The organism is Bradyrhizobium sp. ARR65, assembly GCF_000472385.1.
Taxonomy (GTDB): Bacteria; Pseudomonadota; Alphaproteobacteria; order Rhizobiales; family Xanthobacteraceae; genus Bradyrhizobium.
Genome location: NZ_AWZU01000008.1, coordinates 172,732 through 186,834 on the forward strand (window position 1 = coordinate 172,732; position 14,103 = coordinate 186,834).

Annotated in this window: 15 protein-coding genes; 3 read left to right on the forward strand and 12 right to left on the reverse strand. The window is 60.2% G+C overall.

All coding sequences use genetic code 11. From position 1 onward, the window contains the following. Positions 1-693: 693 nt before the first annotated feature. The gene (locus F758_RS0112330; RefSeq protein WP_035721797.1) at positions 694-954 is read left to right on the forward strand and encodes a hypothetical protein; all 261 of its coding nucleotides are present in this window, start codon (positions 694-696) and stop codon (positions 952-954) included. A 329-nt stretch (positions 955-1,283) separates the two neighbouring features. On the opposite strand, the gene F758_RS0112335 is transcribed toward F758_RS0112330, so the two are convergent. From F758_RS0112335 to F758_RS0112380, 9 genes are all read right to left on the reverse strand, one after another. Then, positions 1,284-1,601 carry a hypothetical protein gene (locus tag F758_RS0112335; RefSeq protein WP_035721799.1) on the reverse strand — a complete coding sequence of 106 codons (318 nt, stop codon included), beginning with the start codon at positions 1,599-1,601 and terminating at the stop codon, positions 1,284-1,286. Further along, positions 1,594-1,815 (reverse strand): hypothetical protein, encoded by a 222-nt coding sequence (locus F758_RS0112340; protein ID WP_157449978.1) that lies wholly within the window; start codon positions 1,813-1,815, stop codon positions 1,594-1,596. Before F758_RS0112340 ends, F758_RS0112335 begins: the two co-directional genes overlap by 8 nt. A gap of 38 nt (positions 1,816-1,853) precedes the next feature. After that, the gene (locus F758_RS46450; protein WP_051386842.1) at positions 1,854-2,189 is read right to left on the reverse strand and encodes a hypothetical protein; all 336 of its coding nucleotides are present in this window, start codon (positions 2,187-2,189) and stop codon (positions 1,854-1,856) included. Between the two features lie 905 nt (positions 2,190-3,094). Continuing rightward, positions 3,095-4,141: a 2,5-dihydroxypyridine 5,6-dioxygenase NicX family protein gene (locus tag F758_RS0112355; protein WP_024508155.1), complete on the reverse strand. Its 1,047-nt coding sequence runs from the start codon at positions 4,139-4,141 to the stop codon at positions 3,095-3,097. Positions 4,142-4,171: 30 nt separating this feature from the next. Next, complete coding sequence (locus F758_RS0112360; protein ID WP_024508156.1) at positions 4,172-4,939, reverse strand: ABC transporter permease; 768 nt, start codon at positions 4,937-4,939, stop codon at positions 4,172-4,174. Beyond that, positions 4,936-5,718 carry an ABC transporter permease gene (locus F758_RS0112365; RefSeq protein ID WP_024508157.1) on the reverse strand — a complete coding sequence of 261 codons (783 nt, stop codon included), beginning with the start codon at positions 5,716-5,718 and terminating at the stop codon, positions 4,936-4,938. Before F758_RS0112365 ends, F758_RS0112360 begins: the two co-directional genes overlap by 4 nt. Continuing rightward, complete coding sequence (locus tag F758_RS0112370; RefSeq protein WP_051386851.1) at positions 5,715-6,548, reverse strand: ABC transporter ATP-binding protein; 834 nt, start codon at positions 6,546-6,548, stop codon at positions 5,715-5,717. Before F758_RS0112370 ends, F758_RS0112365 begins: the two co-directional genes overlap by 4 nt. Before the next feature lie 99 nt (positions 6,549-6,647). Then, complete coding sequence (gene ilvD / locus F758_RS0112375) at positions 6,648-8,342, reverse strand: dihydroxy-acid dehydratase (protein ID WP_024508159.1); 1,695 nt, start codon at positions 8,340-8,342, stop codon at positions 6,648-6,650. Positions 8,343-8,392: 50 nt separating this feature from the next. After that, positions 8,393-9,376, reverse strand: a complete 984-nt coding sequence (locus F758_RS0112380) for an ABC transporter substrate-binding protein (RefSeq protein ID WP_024508160.1) — start codon at positions 9,374-9,376, stop codon at positions 8,393-8,395. A gap of 154 nt (positions 9,377-9,530) precedes the next feature. Between F758_RS0112380 and F758_RS0112385 the strand changes: the two genes are divergently transcribed. Next, positions 9,531-10,460, forward strand: a complete 930-nt coding sequence (locus F758_RS0112385; protein ID WP_024508161.1) for an NAD(P)-dependent oxidoreductase — start codon at positions 9,531-9,533, stop codon at positions 10,458-10,460. A 151-nt stretch (positions 10,461-10,611) separates the two neighbouring features. Continuing rightward, on the forward strand, positions 10,612-11,628 hold the full coding sequence (locus F758_RS0112390; protein WP_245286479.1) for a zinc-dependent alcohol dehydrogenase: 1,017 nt from the start codon (positions 10,612-10,614) through the stop codon (positions 11,626-11,628). 9 nt (positions 11,629-11,637) lie between these two features. Here F758_RS0112390 and F758_RS0112395 read toward each other — a convergent pair whose 3' ends face one another. Genes F758_RS0112395 through F758_RS0112405 form a run of 3 tightly spaced genes read right to left on the reverse strand, consistent with a single transcriptional unit; the run spans position 11,638 to position 14,096 of the window. Further along, positions 11,638-12,342, reverse strand: coding sequence for an ABC transporter ATP-binding protein (locus F758_RS0112395; protein ID WP_024508163.1), 705 nt, complete (start codon positions 12,340-12,342; stop codon positions 11,638-11,640). A 6-nt stretch (positions 12,343-12,348) separates the two neighbouring features. Next, positions 12,349-13,113: an ABC transporter ATP-binding protein gene (locus F758_RS0112400; protein WP_024508164.1), complete on the reverse strand. Its 765-nt coding sequence runs from the start codon at positions 13,111-13,113 to the stop codon at positions 12,349-12,351. Next, positions 13,110-14,096 carry a branched-chain amino acid ABC transporter permease gene (locus F758_RS0112405; protein WP_024508165.1) on the reverse strand — a complete coding sequence of 329 codons (987 nt, stop codon included), beginning with the start codon at positions 14,094-14,096 and terminating at the stop codon, positions 13,110-13,112. The genes F758_RS0112400 and F758_RS0112405 overlap by 4 nt, the downstream gene beginning before the upstream one ends. Positions 14,097-14,103 lie beyond the last annotated feature (7 nt).

Genomic DNA, 14,103 nt, shown 5'->3' on the forward strand with positions numbered 1-14,103 from the left:
CGAATTGATGATGCTCGGCTAAAGCGCGCTCTTATGGTCGTCATCAAAGTCCAGCAGTCGGAGCCAGCTTCCACCAGCCGACGATCCAGAGCTTACAGTGCAATATGGCGAGGACTGCCTTCGCGCCATGATGAGTAGTTTTGGGACGCAAGCGGCAATCAAGGTCAGCTTTTCCAGGACGCGGCCGTATTTGGATAGATGCTTGGCGCGCCATTTCGGTCCGGGACCACCCATCTAATGCGCACCTACGGCCGGTATTTCCTGTCCGCTTCGGAATGGTCATACGCGAAAGCTGCGCGATGAGTGAGCAATCCTCGAGTGAAAATGACGACGGGTCATCACGGTGATGCCATTCGACAGACGCCTGCTGAATGGGCCCTGCATGCTGGCCGCCGTGGTCCAAGGCGACAATTTCGGTCCACAAAACTGCCTGAGAACGAGGTGCCTAGGGGTGCCCTTGGCTGCGGTTAAGGACTGAGATTGATACGCACGCTGGCCAACAGGCGTCTCATCATTCGTGCAGAAGGCTAGCGCGCGGACCCTGCGCAGATTGCCGAGGCCCTGAATGCACGCGGGCATCCGTGAAGAATGTGATTGACTGCGCGTGGGCGAAAGGTTGTCTTCGAATGGCTGATAGCTTCTTGCACCCTGCGTTCGCGAGAGACTGACGCAAGGATTATCAGCAGGTGGCCTGTGACCATTGAACATGAAGAAGAGGACATGAACAGTAACAGCCTCGTGCGCGAAACTTCCAATTATGTGCTGTGGCCATATGTGGTGGCGATGGCAATCGAGGATGAGATAGCGGCCGAAGTGACGGCGATGGCAATGGGCTGGGTGCCAGTGGACCGTAAGGACGGTACTACGATTTGGGTTCGCTCAAAGGACATCGGTCTCGATGAGGTGCCATACTGCGATACGGCGCTTGAAGTAGTTCGCACCTACACACACTGAGAACACTGCAGCTCACCAACTCGACCGTTTTCTCAAGCGGATTTTAATGGCCGTGCTGGTCGCACCCCTAGTTGGCTGCGGCGCCGAGCATAATACGTCCCGACTAGGGGGGGGGGTCACGAACAAAGAAGGGCTCGCGGAGAACTCAAAGTTCGCTGCAAGCCCCGATTCAACTTCAGCGCGCGTTGGTCGATAGAGAGGATCGTGGTTATGAGCGGTCTGCTGCAGGTGCCGCATGCGGCGGCGACCGGGGCAATGTGTCCCACTTAGGTAAGCAGACAGCAAAACCCGCCGGCGACGGCGGGTTTTGCGCTTCAGGGGCTCGCCTTTCAGGTTGGTTTCGATTTGGGATCTTCGATTCCGATTTCCGAGGCATAGGCGTCGAAGTCCGCTATCCGATCCGCAGCTTCCAGCATCTTCTTCAAGGAGTCCGGATTGCCGTAGATCGCCAACCGATCCTCGAAGCTTTCGTCGAGGGTTATCCCGCGTGCTCGAGCCCTCTCGATGATCGCCTTCGCAAGTTCGCGCGTTGCGCCATCTGGTGCTGGACCGGAAGGCTGCTCAACCTTGAACTCGATGCTCTCGTCCGCCAGGGGCGTTTCGGTGACGAAGTCGCGCCTCGACATCGCCGCGACACGCTCAGACACCCGGCCCTTGAATGGCTCGCAAGGCGGCTTCGATGTGCTGAAGATCGACCTTAACTTTGCCTCTCGGAGTCTGCTTCGTCAGACGCAGACCTTCGAGATCGAGCACGTTGATCGGGCCCCAATTCGTCGAAGTGCGCCGGATGTGCGGTTTGAGGTCGTCGTAGGTCAGGCCGCATGCCTTCGGCAGAACGTCGACGACGAACTCGTCGATCACCCGGATCACTCCTGGGCCGCTCGGTCCGGCGGCGTCTCTCATCGTCGGTCGTCGGCGGTCTCGAAAAGCTCCTTGGCCGCACCATCCGGAAGCTCGCTCAGCGCCGCGATCCAGCGCCGGTTGTTTTCCGGATCCGTCGGGACGAGAATGTCGACGTCGCCGGTCTGGCGCGTCAGTCCGTTGAAAGAAAGTGCGTAGCCTCCGACGAGAACGTACTCCGCGCCGTGCTTCTCCAAGAGTTCGACAAGACGGAAAACGTCGCGCCACCCTGCATTCCGGGCACGCATCTCGCCGTCGGAAGGACCGACCTCAGCGGGGCTTTGGGCCGAATCCGGTCCGACCAGCCAATTCCAGATTTCTTTCAACCGTCGCATCGACAGCCCACCGCTCCGCGTCCCGATTCGCCTCCTCATGAGACCGATATCGGTACACACCCTTCGGCGCCATCCGCGGAGCGGCCATCGCGATCTCCTGGCTGGCCGGAAGGTCCGCCTCCGACGGTCCCTTCAGGCTCGGCATTGGCATCGTTCTCTTTCGGATCACGCGCATGGGCTTCCCGACCAGCTGGAATGGCATCTGCGCCGTAAAATATAGGCAATTGGCCGGAAATTCGAAAGAGATGAAAGTCTGGATAGATGGTCTGCAGGGCGCAGATCAGGTGAAGCCAGAGGCAATGTTCGCCCCACGGTACCAGGCGCCTGCATCGACGCAATATGGCCTTCGGAAACGCAGGGAACGCTGTTTTACCGGAATTTCGCGGTTGACAGCGGAGTTTCATTCCAAGGGATGTATTTTCCCGGCAGTCCTCAGCTTACGGCTCGCTGCCGGAATCCAGCGTCTGCAATCTCATTTGGAGAGAAGCTAGGGACGTACTTCGGCCGGCGCTGCAGTGGGCACCCAGGTCTTCCCACATCGCTTGGGTGGTCTCAATCGAGGAAACGATTCTTAAAACTCACGACCATAGCATTAGCCTCTGCGTTCGCACTCTTCAGTACGTTCGCATACTCGCGAACACAGTTCGTCATAAGCCGAGCGTCACTTTGCATTGGGGTATACCGCACGCGACGTGAGCGGCGCGATGAAAGGGGCGAATGCGCTTCGCGTTCAATGGAAATAGAAATTGCCTCCGGGCTGGCGCCCGCCCCTTGGGGCGTGCCCCTGTCCGTCTCTTGCTTCTCGCCGCTCTCCAGAACACCGGCCCGCAGCCACAGCCCGATGAGCCGTAGGATGCGAGGACAACACGCCGGACTTGGCCAGAGCGGCGATGACGTAGCTGGGATCAGCCGAACACGTCCTGCAGCACACCTTCGCGGACCACGGCCACACCGTCGAGTTCGATCGTGGTCCCCATCATGGGTAGATCGAAATGCCCCGCTGTGTATCGACCGGCGAACTCGTTGGCGCCCGTGGAGAACAGGAAATTGCCGGAAACGGCACGCAGCTCCGTGCCGTTGGTGTCACGCTGATCATACATCGATAGTGCCTCATAGCGCGCACCGGGATTCATGCCAAAGCCGACATGCGATACCGCGTAGGCTTCGCGGTCTCCCCAAGCCGCCAGATAGGCCCGCATCATGGCCGCATCGGCGCCCTCACCTTCGAGATCGGTCACATAGTCATTCTTCAGCGTCATTTTGACCGGCGAGGTCAGATAGCGCTTGAAGGTCAGATTGATGTCGCCAGGCGCCATCACCACCGTACCGTTGACGGTCCCGCTCTTTGGAAAGCTCACGACGATGCCGCCCGGCCAATGTGCCAGCGTACCCGGTTTGTCGGTCCACCCCCACACGCCCACAGTCGAGGCACCCATCATATCGACGTCGAGCTCGGTCCCGGCCTTGGAGGTGATGCGCATCCGCTTCGTCGCACGTAGCATCTTCGCCGCCGCTCGTACTCGCTTTTCCAGTGCAGGATCGGGAACCATGCGTTCAAGTGCTTCGGGGTGTTCGTTGGAAATCACCAGGATGCGGGAGCCTGCTTTGAGGATTTCCGGGGTCTCCGGCGCGTGCATCAAGCCTTCGATGGTGCAATCCACCACGAACCCGGCCTGCTGCAAGGCAGTTACGACTGGAAAAAGCCGCTGGATCGCCTCGCTCGCGCCCGTCGAACGAACTGGAACCACATGCCTGTTGCGCGGCGTCGGCACCACGAGGTGGAATGGCCTTGCTCCCATTCGCTGCAGCGCAAGCTCGGCCAAGTGCACATTAAGGGCTCGGGATTGCGTTTCAGATAGGATGGCGGCGACATCGCCCGATTTGACGGCGCAGCGTTCGAAAATCTCGCAGAACGCGTCGATCCACTTCGCTTCGATGCGATCCGCTAGCATGCTCTCTCCTCCACTTCCAAGAGTCTCTCGTCAGACTTCAGGGAATCCCCGCAACAGATACGATCGCGCTGCCTGCAGCAAGCCGTTGAGGATCAATCCAAGCAGCGAGATCGTGATCAGCGGCACGAACATATCTACGGCCTGAAAGGTCCGCGCAGCCGTGACGAGAACGTGTCCGAGGCCATCCGTCGAGGTAATCATCTCGGCCAGGAATACCACGATGCAGGAAATGACAAGGCCGATGCGGCAGCCCGTCAGGATCGATGGTGCGGCCGCCGGCAACACCACCTTGTACAGGATTTCGCGCCGCGGCGTTCCCGCCGCCATCGCCGACCAGATCAGTTTCTGCTCGACGGTCGAGGCACCGGAATAGGTCGAGAGCAGGATCGGAAACAGCGCATCGGCGGCGACAAGCGTGATCTTCGATTCATGACCGAAGCCGAGCAGCAGCAGGAGCGCGGGATAGAGCGCCACCTTCGGCAGCGGGGCCAAGACCCGCGCCATCGGGCGCACCACGGCATCGATCGACGGGCTCGCGGCCGCCGCGAGCCCGAGCGGTACTCCGAGGATCACGGCGATGGAAAATCCGGCGAAAAGCCGAAACAGCGTGGTCAGGATCTCCTGGTCGAAGCTCGCGCTCCCGAGCTGCTGCATCAAATGCGCAAATACACGGCCCGGCGACGGCAGCAGCGTCACCGGCGCCAAGCCGAATGAGACCAAGGCCTGCCAGACTGCGAGCAATAGCGCGATCGGGATCACGCCGAGCAGGAGTTCCGTCGCGAGGACCCGCCTCTTCATGAGAAGCTCAAGGGAACGTCGAATTGCGGCTCGGACCATCGGATCAAGCGCGCCCGTATCCTTTCAAAGGCGGCATCAAGACCAATGCCCAATGCGCCGATGATGATGATCATCGCAAAGACGGTGTCGTATTGTCCCATATCCAACGCGTTGAACAGGATGTTTCCTGCACCGGATTGCCGCGCGATCATCTCGCTCATAACCATCGTGATCAGTGCGAGCACAAGCCCTGTGCGGCAACCGGTGAGGATTTCGGGCGACGCCGCGGGTAGCACAATGCGGATCATGCGCTCTGCCGCCGACAGCCCCATAGCGGCGCCAGACCACAACATCTTTTCTTCGACCGCTTTGGCGCCCTCAAAACTGTGATAGATCACGGGCAAACTCACGCCCAGAAAGATCACCAGGATCTTTGCGACGTCGCCGACGCCGATCCAGAGCATGATGATCGGCATCAGCGCGGCCTTCGGCACCGGATAGGTCACCATCAGCAGCGGATTGAAAAACGACGCGACAGTTCGGCTGCGCCCCATCGACAATCCGAGCGGAATGGAAACGAGGACGGCGGTCCCGAAGCCAATCGTCATTCGGCGCAATGAGGCCAGGATGTTGATCAAGGCTTCCTTGTCGCCTAGGATCGACGGTATCGCTCGGATCGCATCGGTTGCCGTCGGAAAGCTGTCGCTGTTCAAGCCGAGCGCGGCGACCTCCCAGGCGGCAAGCAGTCCAAGGCATGCGAGCAACGGCGCCAGTCGCGCCATGAGAGCGCGAGGCGTCATGGCCGCAACTCGTCATCGGAATCTTCGAACATGCGTTCGATCTCGACCACATATTTCTGGTAGCGTGGATCGAGCAGCAGTTCGGTCCGGCGGCGCGGACGCGGCAGGTCGATATCTACGATCTGTTTGATCCGTCCCGGTGAACGCGTCATCATAACGACCTTGTCCGAGAGAAACACCGCTTCGTCCACCGAATGGGTGACGAACAGCACCGTCTTGCGATCGCGCTCCCAGATCGTGAGCAGATCGTTCTGCAGCCGCGTGCGCGTATGCGCGTCGAGCGCCCCGAACGGCTCATCCATCAACAGCACCGCCGGACGATAGGCCAGCGTTCGGGCCAGCGCCACGCGTTGCTTCATGCCACCAGAAAGCTCTTTCGGATAGAAATCCTCAAACCCCTTTAGCCCGACCATCTCGATCAACGCGCGGCTTTGCTCCTCAGCTTCCGCGGCCTTGATCCCCTGCTGACGCGGGCCATACATCACGTTGCCAAGCACGGTCTTCCACGGAAACAGTGCAAATTCCTGAAACACCGGGCCACGATCAGGCCCGGGGCCCCTGATGTCCTGCCCCTGCATTTTCGCGGTACCCCGGGTCGGACTTACGAAACCGCCGACGATGTAGAGCAGGGTCGACTTGCCACAGCCCGATGGACCGAGAATAGAGACGAAGGCGCCATCGTCGATTGCGAGCGAAACGTCCGACAACGCCAGATGATCTTGGCGCGCTGAAGTCTGAAACAGCTGCGAGACATGATCGATCTCGATCATCGGCTGCAAAGCCCTTGCTGCGGGCGCGGACTCGGCCTGACGGTCCGATCGCGATGGCATAAGGTTCATTCTCGCCGCTCTCTTGATGTCAGCTAACAGCATAGCGGAAAACCGCGTCCGCTGGCGATGCGGGTTTCACGCCAAAAGCGTCGGATTTCGCTAGCTGAACCATGGCCATTCCGCAGGCCCCGCATGCGTCACCGCGCCGCCGGGCGCCTGTCCGACCAGCCGTGCATATTTTGCCAACGCCCCCGCGCGATGACGCGGCGGCCGAGGTTTCCAGGCCTGGCGCCGTACCGCCAGTTCACGCTCCTCAACCAGCAGATCCATTCGACGCGCACCGGCATCGATCAGGATGCGGTCGCCATCGCGCACCAGCGCCAAGGGTCCACCGACGAAGGCTTCCGGCGAGACATAGCCGATGCACATCCCGCGTGTCGCCCCTGAGAAGCGCCCGTCGGTAATCAAGGCCACCTTCTCACCCATTCCTTGCCCGTAGATCAGTGCGGTCACGCCCAACATCTCGCGCATGCCGGGCCCCCCGACCGGGCCTTCATTCCGGATGATCAGAACCTCGCCTGCCGCGTATTGGCGATTCCTGACGGCATCGACGCAGGCCTCTTCGTCCTCGAACACGCGCGCCGCGCCTTCGAAAATCAGGCTCTTCAGGCCTGCTACCTTGATGACGGCTCCATCAGGACAAAGATTACCCTTTAGTACGGCGACACCGCCATCCGGCATGATCGGCGTCTGCGTAAAGTGTATGATATCTCCGTCCGGCGCGTTCGCCCCGCCATATTCCTCCGCAATCGTTCTGCCGGTAATGGTCAGACAGCTACCATCGACATGGCTGCTCTCGACGAGAGCGCGGATCACCACGGCCGTACCGCCAACATCGTAGACGTCTTTCGCGGTGTACTTCCCGCCTGGCCGTAAATTGCCGATCAGCGGGGTCCGCGCGAACACCTCGCCGACATCGTCGATTGTAAATCGGATACCCGCCTCGTTGGCGATCGCCGGCAGATGCAGTGCGGCGTTGGTCGATCCCCCTGTTGCCGCCACGATCGCTGCGGCGTTCTCCAGAGATTTCCGAGTCACGACCTCGCGCGGCAACGGCCCGCCCCGGTCCAACATCTGCATCACCAGCCGCCCCGCCTGACGCGCGACCTGCGCGCGCTCGGGATAGACGCCAGGGATCATGGAAACGTTGGGCATGGTCAGGCCCAGCGCCTCGGAAACCATCGCCATTGTATTTGCGGTGAACTGTCCGGCGCAGGCTCCGATCGTCGGCAGACAGTTCCGTTCAATGCCCGCAAGCGTCGTCTGATCGACCTCGCCGGTCATGAAGCCGCCGACTGCCTCGTAGGAGTCGAGAACCGTGAGTGTCTTGCCGTTGAACCGGCCCGGCAATGCGCTGCCGCCATAGATGAAGATCGACGGCACGTTGCAGCGGATCATCCCCATGATCACACCGGGCAACGTCTTGTCGCACCCCCCGAAACCGATCAGGGCGTCGTAGGCGAGCCCATGAACGACAGCCTCGATCGAATCAGCAATCAATTCCCGGGAGAACAGCGAGAACTTCATGCCCTCATGATTCATGCTGATACCGTCCGAGACGGAGACGGTCGTGAACTCGCGGGGGCAGCCGCCAGCCTGCGCGATGCCTTCCTTGGCGGCCGCGACCTGGAAATCGTGGGTCATGTTGCAGGGCGTCTGTTCGCCCTTCATGCTGACGACCCCGACCATCGGCTTTGCGATCGTTGCGTCCTCCAGACCCATGGCACGCATGAAGGCGCGATGCGGTGCACGATCCAGACCGTCGGTCGTCACCCGTGATCGCCACTTCTTCATTTCAACATTCTCCGCAACACGGCCCACCAGGTTCACTGACGCCGCGATCGTCACTCCAGCGGGGCGACGATGGTCGGGTGCTTGAATTGCGCGACATCCATTTTGGGCAACATTCCGGTTTCCGCATAGATGTCGAGCATCTTCTGGATAGCCGGAAAGTTCGGCGCGGCGCCCGGATCCCTGCCGAAATCGTTGTCCTTCAGGAGATAGGTGTCGAGCACCGGGATCGGCGCCTTCAGCACCTCGGAGACGACCTTCAAGGTCTCTTCGCGATTGGCGAGCGCCTTCTTCATGCCAAGGGTGATGTCGCGCACATAGGCTTTTACCAGATCGGGATTCTTGTCCACGAAATCGGCACGACAAGCTTCAAGAATGTGCACGATGTTCGGCATCGCCTGAGACAGCGAGAACAGTTTGCGGGTACCGCCTTTGGCCTCCGCGCGTGCGGCGAAAGGCTGGTTCATGTTGACGGCATCGACCCGGCCCTGACGCAACGCATCCTCGGACACCGCGAAGCCGACCTCGACCAATTTGATGTCCTTGGCCGGGTCAACCCCGTTCTGCTTGAGCAGCATGTTGAAGGGGCCTTGGGTGCCACCGCCGATCACCGAAATCCCGACCGTCTTTCCCTTCAAATCGGCAATCGACTTGATGGGCGAGTTATCCATGACGGCCCAATACACAGAGAAGCCGCCAGGCTTCTCAAACACGTGCTGGGCGACGATGTAAGCCTTCAGATTGCCGCCGACGACGCCGTTGGCGAGTGAGAGCGGCGCCTGGGTTGCGCAGTCGAGAGCACCGGCTGCCAGTGCTTGCGTCATCGGCGCGGTGCCTTGAAATTGGGTCCATTCGATTTTGTAAGTCTTGCCGATATCGGGAAATTCGGCCGGCCGACGCATCATCCAATATTTCGATTCCTCTGCCGGAATGGTCCAACCGACGCGAATGGTCTGTTGCGCCCGCGACGGGCTCACGCCGGCGAAGATTGACAGCGCCGCTCCGGCGGCCAGGATCCACGTCGAAAAAGTTCGCATACGCCCCGCTCCACTCTCTCGGCCCTGAAAGGCAAGCAAGCCCGACTTGAACCCCAAATCTTTCATGGTTCAAACAATCAGGCAAGCCATTGGAGCCTCGGTCATATTCGCTAGCCCTGGACGGTGCTATGCTTCATCGCAGCGGGAGATCAGAATGAGCGGGATTGGAAAGGCGGGCGCGAGCGCTGAAAAGCTCGGCTATATAGGGCTGGGGTTGATGGGGGCCCCCATGGCGCGACGCCTGCTCAGCGCCGGCCATGAAGTTTTCGTTTGGAACCGGTCCGTTGGGAAAGCCGCGGCGCTGGCACAAGCCGGAGCAAAGGTCGCGAGCCATCCGCGTGACGTCGCCGCCGACGCCAGCATTATCTTCACCTGCGTGACCGATGCGGCGGCTGTGGAAGAGGTGGCCTTTGGCACCAGCGGCCTTAGCGAGGTGCCCGGCCACGGCAAGCTGGTCGTCGACTTCTCCTCCATCCATCCCGACGCCGCGCGCGACATCGCAGAGCGTCTGCGGCAGGCCAATGGCATGGGATGGATCGATGCGCCGGTCTCTGGCGGCACGAAGGGAGCGGAGGAAGGCACGCTGGCGGTCATGGCAGGTGGCGACTCCGCCGACATCGAGCGAGTACGGCCCTATGTGTTGGCGATGGCACGACGGTTCACTCATATGGGCCCGACAGGCGCCGGCCAGACAACGAAGCTGTGCAATCAGGTCATCGTCGGCTGCGCAATGGCGGTGCTGGCGGAAGCAACACGGCTCGCCGCAAATGCCGGTATCGACGCGGCGCGCCTGCCGGAGGCGCTCGCCGGCGGTTTTGCCGACTCAATTCCTCTTCAATTGTTCGTGCCACGCATGGTCCAGGGCATCCATTCGCCACCACTCGGCCACATCGCCACCATGCTGAAGGATCTCGATACGATCATAGATGTCGCTCGCGACACATCGACCCCGGTTCCAATGGCCTCGCTCGCCGCGCAGCTCTTCAGACTGGTCAAACTTTCGCGCGGCGCAGACGCCGATGCCCTGGAAATCTACAAATTGTCCGCATCTCCAGTTGAGGCCTCTCTGCCTAAGCCAAAATAAAACGAGGAAACGTCCAATGTATAAACCCGCTGGTGTCAAAACCTCGCCCGAATTTCCTATCCCTCCGCAAATGCGCGCCTGGACTCTCGGCGGTCCCGACGAGCTTTTCCTCCGCGAGAAGCCGACGCCAGTTCCGAATAGAGCCGAAGTATTGGTTCGCATCGACGCTGTCGCGATCTGCGCCACCGACCTTGAAATCATCCACTCGGGATCACCGGCACGCATCCAGGGTGGGCTGCCCTTCAATAAGAACTTTACTCCAGGCCATGAATATATGGGGACGGTTGCGGCGCTGGGACCCGATGTCGACGAATTTGAGATCGGCCAGCGTGTCACCGTAGAGATCCACGCCGGTTGCGGTCAGTGCAAGCGATGCCGCCAAGGCATGTACACGTCATGCCTTAACTACGGCAGGCCGGAGAAGGGTCATCGCGCCAACGGTTTTACCACCGATGGCGGCTTTGCCGAATACGCGGTCAATCACATCAACACGCTGGTGCAGGTACCCGATGCCATGAGCGACGCCGAGGCGACGCTGGTCGTCACCGCGGGCACATCGATGTACGGCTTGACCGAACTCGGCGGTCTGGTTGCTGGTGAAAGCGTCGTCGTGACCGGCCCCGGGCCGATCGGATTACTTGGGGTGGCTGTGGCCAAGGCGCTCGGCGCAAATCCTGTTATCCTGACCGGAACGCGTGAGCGACGGCTTACGATCGGCAAAGAGCTAGGCGCCGATCGCGTCATCAACGTTACTGAGGAGGACCCGGTTGAGATTGTGAGACGGCTTACCGGTGGAATTGGCGCCGACTATGTCCTCGAATGCGCCGGCACGGAGGCGACAGTCAATCAGGCCATTCACATGACCAATCGCGGCGGGCGAATCTGCCTGGCAGCATTCCCCCATGAAGCTGTCATGACGGATATCGCACATTTGGTCCGGAACAACATCTACGTGTTCGGCATTCGCGGCGAAGGCCGTAGCGCCACGCATCGTGCGATGGAACTGATGGCCCTAAAGCGGTTTGATGCGACCAAGATCCACACCCACACCTTTTCCCTCGCTGACCTCCCGACAGCACTGCGCTATGCCCGGGAACGGGTCGAGGACGCGATCAAGGTGGTGGTAACCAACCGCTCCGCAAATGCGATAGCCAGCGCCGCAGAATAGGAGACCGTCTCAAACCGAGCAGTAGCGCTCCTTGACCTCATCATCGGCGAGCAATTCCCGGGCGGAGGACTGGTGCACGACCGCGCCCTGGTCCATGACGTAGGCGCGGTCTGCGATCTCAAGCGCCAGTTCGACGTTCTGCTCGACCAGCAGCACCGTCGTGCCCTGGGCCTTCATGGCAAGGAATAATTCGAACATTTCATCGACGAGCACAGGCATGATCCCTTCGGAAGGCTCGTCCAGCATGATCAAATCGGGCTTGGCAATCACGGCGCGGGCAATTGCCAACATCTGCTGCTCGCCGCCCGACATGGTCACTGCCTCCTGGTCCAGCCGTTCGGCAAGACGTGGGAAGATTTTGGCGGTGTCCTCGATCAGTTGCAGCTCATGTCTCTTTTCCGGCGACGCCACTAAGCCAAGCCGGAGATTCTCCCGTACCGAAAGCCCCTGCACGATGCGCCGCTCCTCCGGCACATAGGCAAGCCCGAGCGCAAATCGCAGATGGGCAGGCAAGTTCAGCAGCTCTTTCCCCTTGAATATGACTGAGCCGCGGGTCCGGTCCATCAGTCCCATGATAGACTTCAGTGTTGTGGTTTTGCCGGCACCATTGCGTCCGATCAGGCAGACGATTTCGCCCTTGGCCACCTCAATACTGACGTCCTGCAGGACATGGCTTGCGCCGTACCAGGCATTCAGATTGGCGACCTGCAACATCACGCGTCAATGCTCCCGCTGGCCCAGGTAGACCCGCTTGACCGCTTCGTTTTGGCGGACCTCCTGAGGTGTTCCTTCCGCCAACAGCTCCCCATGATGTAGCACCAGGATCCGATCACTGATTCCAAGCACCAGCTTCATCTTGTGCTCGACAAGTATGACCGTTCGCTCGCTGGCCAGCTTGACGATGAGATCCATCATGACGCGGGTTTCTTCGGGGCTCATCCCGGCGGTCGGCTCATCCAGAAGCAGCAGACGGGGACGGCTCGCCAGGGCCATTCCGACCTCTAGCGCCCGCTGCTCACCATGCGCGAGCGACCTCGCCGGGCGCTCACGCGCTTGCCACAATCCGACCAGCGCTAGCAGCTCATCGGCCTGCTCGGCCAAATCGCGAAGCCGACTGCGCGGACGCCACAAATCGTAGCGTGATACCAGCGCCTGAAGCCCGATCCGAATGTTCTCGCGCGTAGACAGTTGCGGAAACACGCTGGTGATCTGGAAGGACTTTGAGATCCCGAGATGAGCAAATCGATGCTGCGGCAGGCCGGTAACATCCCTGCCCTCGAATTCAATGCTGCCGCTGGATGGCGCGAGGACTCCCGACAACAGATTGAAATATGTGCTCTTGCCGGCGCCGTTAGGGCCGATGATCGAGGTGATCGCGCCTCGCCTGAACTCGGCCGATATGTCCTTCAGCGCGACAAATTTTCCAAACACCTTGCCTAAACGCTGCGTGCGCAAAATAAGCTGATTTGAATCTCGCGAGGTCATCGTTTGCCGCGGGACGTCAGCGTGCCCCAGATTCCGGCCGGGAAGAACAGCACGCAAATCACGAAAATAGCGCCGACGATTAGCTGCCAATGCACGGTCCAAAGCGAGACCAGATTCTCAAGCAGCAGAAAGACCGCCGCGCCGATCATCGGTCCGAAAAATGTCCCCATTCCGCCGAGCAGGGCAATCATGACCACGATGCCGGAGGTGTCATAGTGCAGGATCTCGATCGGTACGATGGATAGATGCAACGCCTGAAGCGCGCCGGCAAGGCCGCAAAAACCGCCGGAAAGTACGAACGTGATCAGGCGCGTCAGCGTCACATCATAACCGGACGCGCGGGCGCGGGTCGCATTTTCGCGTACCGCCTCAATGACCGCACCGAAGGGCGAGGCGAGAATCCGCGATAGTATGAAGAAGGCCGCGATTACGAAGGCGGCAATCACGTAATAGCGAGTCATCGGATCGAGGAAATCAAGCCGCATGCCGAACAGATCGATGCTGCGAACATTGATTCCACGAAGACCGTTTTCCCCGCCAGTCCAGTCGACCGCTTGATAGAAAAGGTAATAGACGCACTGCGACAGTGCCATCGTGACCATGGCGAAGTAGATGCCGCGGGTTCGGATCGCCAGCACGCCAATCAAAGCAGCCATTGCCAGGCCCGCAACGACCCCGATTGCAATTGCTGCGTACCACGGCAATCCGAAATGCACGATCGCCATACCGCAAAGATAAGCTCCTGTTCCGAACAAGGCGGCGTGGCCAAAGGACAACAGGCCGAGATAGCCGTAGACTAGATTGAAGCCGAGTGCATAGAGGCCATAGATCAAGATATTCACCGCGAGCGCAGTGAACGGCATCACGAGAGGAAATACGAGAACAGCAAGGGTTGCCAGGGCGACGCGATGGCGCGTTGCAACATCAAACCAGCTTACGCGCGCAGCCTGTGTCCGCAGCAGAGACTGGCTCATCTCATTCATGGCCGAC